Source organism: Paenibacillus sp. FSL R7-0128, from assembly GCF_038002245.1.
Classification (GTDB): domain Bacteria; phylum Bacillota; class Bacilli; order Paenibacillales; family Paenibacillaceae; genus Paenibacillus_AQ; species Paenibacillus_AQ silagei.
In genome coordinates this window covers 6,926,514-6,938,728 of the sequence record NZ_JBBOCD010000001.1, presented here as the reverse complement: position 1 = coordinate 6,938,728, position 12,215 = coordinate 6,926,514, and the positions used below count along the sequence as shown (strand labels likewise).

The 12,215-nt window shown below is 52.3% G+C and carries 5 protein-coding genes, 1 tRNA gene and 3 rRNA genes; all 9 read left to right on the top strand.

Going from position 1 to position 12,215, the window contains the following annotated elements; all coding sequences use genetic code 11:
* Nucleotides 1-267 precede the first annotated feature (267 nt).
* The 9 genes from NST26_RS29605 (at nucleotide 268) to clpC (ending at nucleotide 12,103) form a co-directional block, all read left to right on the top strand.
* Nucleotides 268-1,828, top strand: a 16S ribosomal RNA gene (locus NST26_RS29605).
* 127 nt (nucleotides 1,829-1,955) lie between these two features.
* Nucleotides 1,956-2,031 (top strand) — tRNA-Ala (locus NST26_RS29600).
* A 216-nt stretch (nucleotides 2,032-2,247) separates the two neighbouring features.
* Nucleotides 2,248-5,176 (top strand): 23S ribosomal RNA (locus NST26_RS29595).
* 225 nt (nucleotides 5,177-5,401) lie between these two features.
* Nucleotides 5,402-5,518, top strand: a 5S ribosomal RNA gene (gene rrf, locus NST26_RS29590).
* The 16S, 23S and 5S rRNA genes sit together here with 1 tRNA gene alongside, the layout of an rRNA operon.
* Nucleotides 5,519-5,952: 434 nt before the next feature.
* Nucleotides 5,953-7,125 carry a GNAT family N-acetyltransferase gene (locus tag NST26_RS29585; protein WP_340980478.1) on the top strand — a complete coding sequence of 391 codons (1,173 nt, stop codon included), beginning with the start codon at nucleotides 5,953-5,955 and terminating at the stop codon, nucleotides 7,123-7,125.
* A 361-nt stretch (nucleotides 7,126-7,486) separates the two neighbouring features.
* Nucleotides 7,487-7,948: a CtsR family transcriptional regulator gene (locus NST26_RS29580; RefSeq protein WP_036721901.1), complete on the top strand. Its 462-nt coding sequence runs from the start codon at nucleotides 7,487-7,489 to the stop codon at nucleotides 7,946-7,948.
* Between the two features lie 30 nt (nucleotides 7,949-7,978).
* The gene (locus NST26_RS29575) at nucleotides 7,979-8,503 is read left to right on the top strand and encodes a UvrB/UvrC motif-containing protein (protein WP_340957833.1); all 525 of its coding nucleotides are present in this window, start codon (nucleotides 7,979-7,981) and stop codon (nucleotides 8,501-8,503) included.
* A gap of 29 nt (nucleotides 8,504-8,532) precedes the next feature.
* Nucleotides 8,533-9,597, top strand: a complete 1,065-nt coding sequence (locus NST26_RS29570) for a protein arginine kinase (protein ID WP_036721897.1) — start codon at nucleotides 8,533-8,535, stop codon at nucleotides 9,595-9,597.
* Between the two features lie 37 nt (nucleotides 9,598-9,634).
* A complete protein-coding gene (gene clpC / locus NST26_RS29565) occupies nucleotides 9,635-12,103 on the top strand; it encodes an ATP-dependent protease ATP-binding subunit ClpC (protein WP_076081724.1) in 2,469 nt (822 codons plus the stop codon).
* Nucleotides 12,104-12,215: the final 112 nt, after the last annotated feature.

Below are 12,215 nucleotides of genomic sequence, written 5' to 3'. Positions count from 1 at the left end.
GAGACATCGACGCTGAATTGAGCGGCGGAAGAAAAATAAGTTGACAACAAACGTAATAAAATGATATGATATAATTCCTGTGCAAGAGACATAACGTTGAAATGCCGGGAGCAAGTTCTTTGAAAACTGAACAAATGGAACGCTTTAATTTTTACAAGATTCATTCAATGAATCGTCAGTTTCAAAATGAGCAATCGCTCTTTTCGATAGTTTTCGGATGGTTATTTCCTCGAAGTGATTCGGGTGAAGCAGCCGCTCGGAAAAACCTAATTGGAGAGTTTGATCCTGGCTCAGGACGAACGCTGGCGGCATGCCTAATACATGCAAGTCGAGCGGAGTTTGAGAGGAAGCTTGCTTCCTTTCAGACTTAGCGGCGGACGGGTGAGTAACACGTAGGCAACCTGCCCTCAAGCCTGGGATAACCACCGGAAACGGTAGCTAATACCGGATAATTTCTTTTTTCTCCTGAGAGAAGAATGAAAGGCGGAGCAATCTGCTGCTTGGGGATGGGCCTGCGGCGCATTAGCTAGTTGGTGGGGTAACGGCCCACCAAGGCGACGATGCGTAGCCGACCTGAGAGGGTGAACGGCCACACTGGGACTGAGACACGGCCCAGACTCCTACGGGAGGCAGCAGTAGGGAATCTTCCGCAATGGGCGCAAGCCTGACGGAGCAATGCCGCGTGAGTGATGAAGGTTTTCGGATCGTAAAGCTCTGTTGCCAGGGAAGAACGTCCGGTAGAGTAACTGCTGCCGGAGTGACGGTACCTGAGAAGAAAGCCCCGGCTAACTACGTGCCAGCAGCCGCGGTAATACGTAGGGGGCAAGCGTTGTCCGGAATTATTGGGCGTAAAGCGCGCGCAGGCGGTTATTTAAGTCTGGTGTTTAAACCTTGGGCTCAACCTGAGGTCGCACTGGAAACTGGGTGACTTGAGTACAGAAGAGGAAAGTGGAATTCCACGTGTAGCGGTGAAATGCGTAGATATGTGGAGGAACACCAGTGGCGAAGGCGACTTTCTGGGCTGTAACTGACGCTGAGGCGCGAAAGCGTGGGGAGCAAACAGGATTAGATACCCTGGTAGTCCACGCCGTAAACGATGAGTGCTAGGTGTTAGGGGTTTCGATACCCTTGGTGCCGAAGTTAACACAGTAAGCACTCCGCCTGGGGAGTACGGTCGCAAGACTGAAACTCAAAGGAATTGACGGGGACCCGCACAAGCAGTGGAGTATGTGGTTTAATTCGAAGCAACGCGAAGAACCTTACCAGGTCTTGACATCCAACTAACGAAGCAGAGATGCATCAGGTGCCCTTCGGGGAAAGTTGAGACAGGTGGTGCATGGTTGTCGTCAGCTCGTGTCGTGAGATGTTGGGTTAAGTCCCGCAACGAGCGCAACCCTTGACTTTAGTTGCCAGCAGGTTGAGCTGGGCACTCTAGAGTGACTGCCGGTGACAAACCGGAGGAAGGTGGGGATGACGTCAAATCATCATGCCCCTTATGACCTGGGCTACACACGTACTACAATGGCCGGTACAACGGGAAGCGAAGCCGCGAGGTGGAGCCAATCCCAGCAAAGCCGGTCTCAGTTCGGATTGCAGGCTGCAACTCGCCTGCATGAAGTCGGAATTGCTAGTAATCGCGGATCAGCATGCCGCGGTGAATACGTTCCCGGGTCTTGTACACACCGCCCGTCACACCACGAGAGTTTACAACACCCGAAGTCGGTGGGGTAACCCGCAAGGGAGCCAGCCGCCGAAGGTGGGGTAGATGATTGGGGTGAAGTCGTAACAAGGTAGCCGTATCGGAAGGTGCGGCTGGATCACCTCCTTTCTATGGAGAATCGTCTTCTGCAATGAAGACATTCAAATAAAAGTCTTCAGGAAGATTACTTCCTGAAGCAGGCTTTACTTCGTAAAGCCTCGAGCGTTTCCATTTGTTCGGTTTTGATGGAATTTGCGGGGCCATAGCTCAGCTGGGAGAGCGCCTGCCTTGCAAGCAGGAGGTCAGCGGTTCGATCCCGCTTGGCTCCACCAACAAACTTCATCTATTTGTATGTCTGAAATACTGGATACATCGTCTGTTATTCCGAACATCACAGTCGTGATTGTTTCATAATAACAGCAACTTGATCCTTGAAAACTGGATACCGAAACGAATTTGCGTTTTAGAACATTCCTTTAAGTTGAACTTGTGTAAACAAGTTTCATATTAATGGCGATACTAGCGATTTTCCTTAGGGAAAACGCATTGGTTAAGCTACTAAGAGCACACGGAGGATGCCTAGGCGCCAGGAGCCGACGAAGGACGTGGCGAACAACGAAACTGCCTCGGGGAGCTGTAAGCAAGCTTTGATCCGGGGGTGTCCGAATGGGGAAACCCAGCTGTGGTAATTCGCAGTTACTCGTATCTGAATACATAGGATACGCAGAGGCAGACCAGGGGAACTGAAACATCTAAGTACCCTGAGGAAGAGAAAACAATAGTGATTCCGTCAGTAGCGGCGAGCGAACGCGGAACAGCCTAAACCAAGGGGCTTGCCTCTTGGGGTTGTGGGACGTCTCACATGGAGTTACAAAGGAATAGAGTAGGCGAAGAGGTCTGGAAAGGCCCGCGATAGAGGTAAAAGCCCTGTAGCCTAAACTGTGTTCTCTCCGAGACGGATCCCGAGTAGTGCGGGGCACGTGAAACCCCGTATGAATCCAGCAGGACCATCTGCTAAGGCTAAATACTACCTGGCGACCGATAGTGAAACAGTACCGTGAGGGAAAGGTGAAAAGCACCCCGGAAGGGGAGTGAAATAGAACCTGAAACCGTGTGCTTACAAAAAGTCAGAGCCCTCTTTATGGGTGATGGCGTGCCTTTTGTAGAATGAACCGGCGAGTTACGTTTAACATGCAAGGTTAAGGTGAGAAGCCGGAGCCGCAGCGAAAGCGAGTCTGAATAGGGCGACTAAGTATGTGGACGTAGACCCGAAACCGTGTGATCTACCCCTGTCCAGGGTGAAGGTGCGGTAACACGCACTGGAGGCCCGAACCCACGCATGTTGAAAAATGCGGGGATGAGGTGGGGGTAGCGGAGAAATTCCAATCGAACTCGGAGATAGCTGGTTCTCCCCGAAATAGCTTTAGGGCTAGCCTCGGTGAATGGAGTGGTGGAGGTAGAGCACTGATTGGGTGCGGGGCCCGCAAGGGTTACCAAGCTCAGTCAAACTCCGAATGCCATTTACTTCTTGCCGGGAGTCAGACAGTGAGTGCTAAGATCCATTGTCAAAAGGGAAACAGCCCAGACCATCAGCTAAGGTCCCCAAGTGTGTGTTAAGTGGGAAAGGATGTGGAGTTGCACAGACAACCAGGATGTTGGCTTAGAAGCAGCCACCATTGAAAGAGTGCGTAATAGCTCACTGGTCGAGTGACTCTGCGCCGAAAATGTAACGGGGCTAAACACACCACCGAAGCTATGGCTAGATGCTTTGCATCTGGGGTAGGGGAGCGTTGTATATACGTTGAAGGTGTACCGTAAGGAGCGCTGGAGAGTATACAAGTGAGAATGCCGGTATGAGTAACGAAAAGATCAGTGAGAATCTGATCCGCCGAAAGCCCAAGGTTTCCTGAGGAAGGCTCGTCCGCTCAGGGTAAGTCGGGACCTAAGGCGAGGCCGACAGGCGTAGTCGAAGGACAACAGTTTGAAATTACTGTACCACCGTAATCCGCTATGAGCGATGGGGTGACGCAGGAGGGTAGTGACGCGGACTGATGGATGTCCGTCTAAGCAGTGAGGCTGGTGTGCAGGCAAATCCGCACATCGTTAAGGCTGGGCTGTGATGGGGAGCGAAAATTATAGTAGCGAAGGTCATGATCTCACACTGCCAAGAAAAGCCTCTAGTCAGGAGAAGGTGCCCGTACCGCAAACCGACACAGGTAGGCGAGAAGAGAATTCTAAGGCGCGCGGAAGAACTCTCGTTAAGGAACTCGGCAAAATGACCCCGTAACTTCGGGAGAAGGGGTGCCTCGGTAGGGTGAATAGCCCGAGGGGGCCGCAGTGAAAAGGCCCAAGCGACTGTTTAGCAAAAACACAGGTCTGTGCGAAGCCGTAAGGCGAAGTATACGGGCTGACGCCTGCCCGGTGCTGGAAGGTTAAGGGGAGCGGTTAGGGGTTAAACCCGAAGCTGTGAACCGAAGCCCCAGTAAACGGCGGCCGTAACTATAACGGTCCTAAGGTAGCGAAATTCCTTGTCAGGTAAATTCTGACCCGCACGAATGGCGTAACGACTTGGGCGCTGTCTCAACGAGAGATCCGGTGAAATTTTAATACCTGTGAAGATGCAGGTTACCCGCGACAAGACGGAAAGACCCCATGGAGCTTTACTGCAGCTTGATATTGAATTTGGGTACGATCTGTACAGGATAGGTGGGAGCCGTGGAGGCAGGAGCGCAAGCTTCTGCGGAGGCGCCGTTGGGATACCACCCTGATCGTATCTAGGTTCTAACCTAGTGCCCTTATCGGGTACGGGGACCGTGTCAGGCGGGCAGTTTGACTGGGGCGGTCGCCTCCTAAAGAGTAACGGAGGCGTTCAAAGGTTCCCTCAGAATGGTTGGAAATCATTCGCAGAGTGCAAAGGCATAAGGGAGCTTGACTGCGAGACCTACAAGTCGAGCAGGGACGAAAGTCGGACTTAGTGATCCGGTGGTACCGCATGGAAGGGCCATCGCTCAACGGATAAAAGCTACCCTGGGGATAACAGGCTTATCTCCCCCAAGAGTCCACATCGACGGGGAGGTTTGGCACCTCGATGTCGGCTCATCGCATCCTGGGGCTGAAGTAGGTCCCAAGGGTTGGGCTGTTCGCCCATTAAAGCGGTACGCGAGCTGGGTTCAGAACGTCGTGAGACAGTTCGGTCCCTATCTGTCGTGGGCGCAGGAAATTTGAGAGGAGCTGTCCTTAGTACGAGAGGACCGGGATGGACGTACCGCTGGTGCATCAGTTGTTCCGCCAGGAGCATGGCTGAGTAGCTACGTACGGACGGGATAAGCGCTGAAAGCATCTAAGCGTGAAGCCCCCCTCAAGATGAGATTTCCCAGTATGTAAGACCCCTTGAAGACGACGAGGTAGATAGGTTGGAGGTGGAAGTGCAGCAATGCATGGAGCTGACCAATACTAATCGGTCGAGGGCTTATCCAAAAGTTACCCCAAAAAGTGAAGATGAAGCTGACGAAGCGGATTCCGAGTACTTTCCGGGGGCCCCGTAAGAAGGGCAAACGCAGATTCGTTTCGGATTCAGTTTTCAGGCGATCAAGCCTGGCAGGAAGTTAAACCGATGGTTTGATATTTTCTGTAGCGATTATTTTGGAAGGTTCATTATTTTCCTGAAGAAGTTCAGGGAGTAAGCCGACCGGAAAAAATCCGTTTGGTGGCGATAGCGGAGGGGTTCCACGCGTACCCATCCCGAACACGACCGTTAAGCCCTCCAGCGCCGATGGTACTTGGACCGAAGGGTCCTGGGAGAGTAGGACGTTGCCAAGCACATGAGCCATTGTTGAGCAATCGACAGTGGTTTTTTTGCGTGCGGGCAGGGCTGTGGAAAAGCTGTGGATAGATTTCAGTAAGTACAGAAAAGTTGCGCACATGTGGATACCTTTACAGGAACAGAATGATCCCCGGATCATGGAGGAATTACGCACAATATTGTGGATGAGTCAAGCGAAAACATAAGTAATACACCGATTTTGTGGATAAAAAGTGAATATTGTGGATAGATAAAATGTAATCGGGGATAACTCTTTTGAGCCGGAAAGAAACTCTTTCCGGTTTTTTGCTTTGCTGTGCAAAAGCTGTGGATAACTATTCTTTTTGCAACTGGTGGCCAGCCTTTATTAGCATCCGGCGGCTTGGCTTGTTATACTCTCTATTAAGCAAATATCTGGAGCTAATTTATGGAATGTAACGGAGGGAACAGCATGGAAATCAGGCAATTACGTGCCGGAGAATTTGAGGACAGCTTAAGCTTGTCCGAATATGCTTTTAAGTATAAGGTTTCTGCAGAAGACAGAGTACGCGCCAAGGAGAGCTTCAAACCGGAACAAACCTGGGCGATTTTTGAAGGGGACAGTATCGGTGCGAAGCTGACGCTTCTTCCGTTAGAGGTATATATACAAGGCAAGCCCATTTCTATGGGGGGCATCGCCGGTGTAGCCACTTGGCCGGAGAACCGCCGGCAGGGTTATGTAGCCCATCTGCTGACCCATGCGCTCGAGACGATGAATGAAGCCGGTCAGACATTGTCCTTTTTGCATCCGTTCCTGATTCCCTTTTACCGTAAATTCGGCTGGGAGATCTACTGTGAATATAAGAAGTATACTCTTCCGGTAGGGAAGTTCCCGCACAAGACGGAGATTAAGGGCAGCGTGAAGCGCGATATCCCGGATCTTGCAGTATTTCAGCAGCTGTACGACCAATTCGCTATGAAGTATAACGGGACTCTCCAGCGCACTGAGACCTGGTGGAAGGAAAGTGTGCTTGATGACGATACGCATTCCTGTGTGTTTTATTCAGAGCAGGGTGAACCGGAGGGCTATGTGCTGTATAAAATAGTGCAGCAGGAGCTGGTCATAGATGAGTTTATCTATGGGAACGAACTTGCCCGCCAGGGCTTGTGGACCTTCCTGGCCAATCATGACTCCATGATTACGGCTGCACAGCTGAAGCTGGTGCCTGCTGACGATATTCTTCCCTTCCTCCTTCCCGATCCGCGGATTGCGCAGGAGAATTATCCATACTTCATGGCGCGTATCGTCAATGCTAAGGCTTTTGTGGAGAACATGACCTTCAATGTGCCGGAGGGTGACCGGGAGCGGGTGCTTTATATTGAAGATAAGCATGCGTCATGGAACAACGGGTTATGGCGGTGGACTGTGTCGGAGCAAGGGGGAGCGGCGTTCACCCGGATTCAGGGCGAGCGGTCAGAGGCTGACCTGGAATGCAGTATCGGCACGCTTACTGTGCTGCTGATGGGATACAAGCGTCCGCTTCAGGCGGCAAAGTACGGACAATTATCCGGGACTGCTGAGGCGACAGCTTGGTTTGAAGCGCTGATTCCGCAGGCCGAGACGGCATTATTCGATTTTTTCTGACAGAGAACGGCTCTTCCTCTTCCCCTGGGAGGGAGGAGCTGTCCTATACATAACGCCTCCATTTCAGTGAACGAAGCAGGCAACCGGAATACAATACAGCCAAAACGTAAAAAATAAGAGTAACCCCTTGGCATTCAGCGAGAATATGTTATAATATGAAAAAGTCAAAGAAAGTCAAAGTCAACGCAGGCCGGATATCATCGTTCTCAGGAATGTAACATTTAGAGAAAAGCGCAGGGCAGAGGCTATTGCAGCCGATTCTTATTACATTGCCCGGGTTAAGTTCTTAAGAGCATGTCTCTGACGGCAGGCGTTGGCGCAGCACAGATTTAACCAATGCTTATACACTGGAGGATGAGTGATGCGTAATATCTCCGATATTATTGAACAATATCTGAAGAATATTTTGCATGAAAGTCCCGAAGGTACGGTGGAAATTCAGCGCAATGATCTGGCGGACCAGTTCTCCTGTGTCCCGTCACAGATCAATTATGTCATCAGCACACGGTTCACATTGGAAAAGGGATATGTGGTGGAGAGTAAACGCGGCGGCGGCGGATATATCCGGATTCAGCGCTATGAGCTGCCTCAGAATGTCGCCTTATACGCACATTTGAACTCCACGATAGGGAATGATATTGATCAGAATTCTGCCGAAGGGCTGATTTATCAGCTGGAGGAGGCCCGTTTCCTCTCCAAACGTGAAGCGTGTCTGATGCGTTCTGCGGTTTCCCGGGAATGCCTGACGGTTAATCTGCCGTACCGGGATGAGATTCGTGCCAAGCTTATGAAGGCTATGCTAATCTCTTTATTGGGCAAATAATTTGTCAAATGGTAAGGAGGGACACCGCTCATGCTATGCCAGGAATGCGGCGTCAAACCGGCTACACTCCACTTCACGAAGATTGTGAACGGGGAAAAGACGGAATTTCATATCTGCGAAAGCTGTGCGCGGGAGAAGGGTGAACTGATTCCCGGAACTGCGGGAGGCTTCTCTATCCACAGCTTGCTTTCCGGTCTCCTGGATCTGGAAGGCTCGGGCAAGGGAAAGTCAGCAGCCGCACAAAGTGTGCAGGGGCTGCATTGTGAAAACTGCGGCATGACCTATTCACAGTTCAGCAAGCTGGGACGGTTCGGCTGCAGCTCCTGTTATAAGTATTTCGACAGTACGCTTGACCCGCTCTTCAGGCGGGTGCATGGCAGTACAGCGCATGTCGGCAAGCTGCCCAAGCGGGCGGGCGCACAGATTATGTGCAAGCGCCAGATTGATGAGCTGAAGCATGAATTGCAGCAGAGTATTGTGCAGGAGGAGTTCGAGACCGCAGCTGAGCTGAGGGACAGAATCCGCAAGCTTGAAAAAGAAATGCCACAAGAGTAAAGTCTTTGATATATAGGAGGGATCCGGGCATGTCAAGTCTCCGGTTTACCGAACAAGCACTGAGTGACTGGATGCGCTGCGGCGGCAGCCATTCCGAGATTGTCATCAGCAGCCGTATGCGGATCGCCCGTAATCTGGAGCATCTTCCGTTCCCGCTGCTCGCTTCAAGAGAGCAGTCGGAGGAGGTGCTGGAGCAGCTTGCCCCCGTATTTCAGGGTGAAGCTTCGGCCGACTTCGGCAGCTTCGAGCTGCTGAGACTGGATGAGCTGGGTGAGCTGGACAAAAAGGTACTGGTGGAAAAGCACCTCATCAGTCCTAACCTGGCGGATGATTCCAAAGGCGGGGCAGTCATTCTTAATGAGGACGAGTCGGTCAGCATTATGATCAATGAGGAGGATCATCTCCGCATTCAATGCCTGTTCCCGGGGCTGCAGGTCAGAGAAGCCTGGGTAAGGGCAACCGCCATCGATGATATTTTCGAGGCTGCTGTCAATTACGCCTTCGATGACCGCAGAGGCTACTTAACAAGCTGTCCCACCAATGTGGGAACAGGGCTGAGAGCCTCGGTTATGGTGCATCTGCCGGCCTTGGTGATGACGCATCAGATCAACCGCATTTTGTCCGCAGTTAATCAGGTGGGGCTTACCGTTAGAGGAATTTATGGTGAAGGCAGCGAAGCAGTAGGGAATATCTTTCAGATCTCCAACCAGATTACGCTTGGACAGACCGAAAATGAGATTATTGAGAATCTTCACAGCGTAGTCACACAGATTATAGAGCATGAGCGCAACGCCCGCGAACGCCTGCTGGTCGATTCCGCTCTGCGGATTACGGACCGTATCAAGCGCTCCTACGGAATTCTGGCCTATGCTGCTGTGATGGAACTGAAAGAATCGGCACAGCGGCTCTCCGATCTGCGGCTTGGTGTAGATCTGGGGATTCTGGAAGGGCCTTCGATTTCAGTGCTCAATGAGCTGAATGTCAAGACTCAGCCGGGCTTTCTGCAAAAGCTGTTCGGTGACGAGCTGTCGCCTACTGAACGCGATATGTACCGGGCGAAGCTGCTCCGGGAGACACTGGGATCACAACATTAAATTATAGATATTTATTATCCGTGGAGGTGCAGGAGATATGATGTTTGGAAGATTTACGGAACGCGCACAAAAGGTGCTGGCGCTGGCGCAGGAAGAAGCCGTACGTTTGGGACACAACAACATTGGGACAGAGCATATTTTACTCGGACTGATTCGTGAAGGAGACGGCATTGCCGCTAAGGCATTGATCGGACTTGGTCTGGGTCTGGAGAAGATACAGGATGAAGTGGAAACACTGATTGGCAGAGGTCAGGAACAACCGACCAACATCGCGTATACTCCTCGTGCCAAGAAGGTGATCGAGCTGTCCATGGACGAGGCCCGCAAGCTGGGTCACACGTATGTGGGAACAGAGCATATCCTGCTCGGTCTGATCCGCGAGGGAGAGGGCGTAGCAGCCCGTGTGCTGAACAATCTCGGAATTAGCCTGAACAAGGCCCGCCAGCAGGTATTGCAGCTCCTGGGCAGCAGTGAAGCCACCTCCAGCCACAGCGGAGCTCCGGCTAACGTCAGCACGCCAACACTGGACGGCCTGGCCCGCGATCTGACGGCCTATGCCAAGGACGGTAACCTCGACCCTGTGATCGGCCGCAGCAAGGAAATTGAGCGTGTCATTCAGGTGCTGAGCCGCCGGACCAAGAATAATCCGGTGCTGATCGGTGAACCTGGGGTTGGTAAAACGGCGATTGCCGAAGGTCTGGCCCAAAAGATCATCAACAATGAAATTCCGGAGACGCTGCGCGACAAACGTGTCATGACCCTCGATATGGGTTCTGTAGTGGCTGGTACGAAATACCGCGGTGAATTCGAAGACCGCCTCAAAAAAATCATGGATGAGATTCGCCAGGCGGGCAACATCGTGCTGTTCATTGATGAGCTTCATACGCTGATCGGAGCGGGTGGTGCGGAAGGCGCGATTGATGCCTCCAACATCCTGAAGCCTGCCCTCGCCCGTGGTGAGCTGCAATGCATCGGTGCCACAACGCTTGATGAATACCGCAAATATATTGAGAAGGACGCCGCGCTGGAGCGCCGCTTCCAACCGATCACAGTGGATCAGCCTTCCCCTGAGGAAGCTGTACAGATTCTGTTCGGTCTTCGTGACCGGTACGAAGCTCATCACCGGGTGAAGATTACAGATGAAGCCATTGTGGAAGCAGTCAAGCTGTCTGACCGCTACATTCCTGACCGGTTCCTGCCAGACAAGGCCATTGACCTGATTGATGAAGCAGGCTCTAAGGTAAGACTGAATTCTTACACCATCCCGCCGAATCTGAAGGAACTGGAAATGCGTCTGGATGATATCCGCAAGGAGAAGGATTCCGCAGTACAAAGCCAGGAGTTCGAGAAGGCTGCTGCACTTCGCGATACCGAGCAGAAGATTCGTGAAGAGCTGGACACTACGAAGAACCAGTGGAAAGAAAAGCAGGGCCGCACCGATTCCCAGGTTACACCTGAGGATATCGCACAGGTGGTGGCCAGCTGGACCGGCATTCCGGTCAGCAAGCTGAAGGAAGAAGAGACAGACCGCCTGCTGAATATGGAAGCCCTGCTGCATGAACGTGTAATTGGCCAGGACGAAGCCGTTAAGGCGGTCAGCCGGGCACTCCGCCGGGCGCGTGCGGGTCTGAAGGACCCGAAACGTCCGATGGGCTCCTTCATCTTCCTCGGACCTACCGGGGTTGGTAAGACCGAGCTGGCGCGGGCGCTTGCCGAAGCGATGTTCGGTGACGAGAATGCGGTAATCCGCATCGATATGTCGGAGTACATGGAGAAGCATTCCACCTCCCGGCTGGTCGGAGCGCCTCCAGGGTATGTAGGGTATGAAGAAGGCGGACAATTAACAGAGAAGGTGCGCCGCAAGCCTTACTCGGTTGTACTGCTGGATGAGATTGAGAAGGCCCATCCTGAAGTGTTCAACATTCTGCTGCAGGTACTGGAAGATGGCCGTCTGACCGATTCCAAGGGCCGCGTGGTCGATTTCCGCAATACCCTGATCATCCTGACCTCGAACGTAGGGGCACAGGCGATCAAGAAGAATTCGACGCTTGGATTCACCGCAGTACAGGATGCGGGCGCGGATTACAGCAACATGAAGGGCAAGGTTATGGAAGAGCTGAAGAAGAGCTTCCGGCCTGAGTTCCTGAACCGGATCGACGAGATCATTGTCTTCCACTCGCTGGATGAGAAGCATATCGCAGAGATCGTGACTCTGATGTCCGAGGAGCTGCGCAAGCGTCTGCGTGAGTACGATGTAGATTTCCTGCTCACTGACGGCGCCAAAGCATTCCTTGCCAAAGAGGGCTATGATCCGGCCTTCGGTGCCCGTCCGCTCCGCCGGGCGATTCAGAAGCATATCGAAGACCGCCTCTCCGAAGAGCTGCTCAAGGGCAACATCAAGAAGGGGGATTCCCTGAACATTGATGAGGTGAACGGCGAACTGGTCGTAACCACCGTTGAAGCACCGGCCGAGGTCTCCCTGGAGAAAACAGTCGAAACTGAATAATTGTTCCGGAAAATGAAACAAAGCTCCCGCTCCTCCGTATAGAGGGGCGGGAGCTTTACTTGTTTTCGTCCCTCAGACATACTCAAACACGCCTAAAAGAAGATGCAAATAA

Coding starts and splice junctions, on each gene's coding strand:
- NST26_RS29585 (WP_340980478.1), top strand. CDS start 5,953: ATGGAAATCAGGCAATTACGTGCCGGAGAATTTGAGGACAGCTTAAGC.
- NST26_RS29570 (WP_036721897.1), top strand. CDS start 8,533: ATGTCAAGTCTCCGGTTTACCGAACAAGCACTGAGTGACTGGATGCGC.
- NST26_RS29575 (WP_340957833.1), top strand. CDS start 7,979: ATGCTATGCCAGGAATGCGGCGTCAAACCGGCTACACTCCACTTCACG.
- NST26_RS29580 (WP_036721901.1), top strand. CDS start 7,487: ATGCGTAATATCTCCGATATTATTGAACAATATCTGAAGAATATTTTG.
- clpC (WP_076081724.1), top strand. CDS start 9,635: ATGATGTTTGGAAGATTTACGGAACGCGCACAAAAGGTGCTGGCGCTG.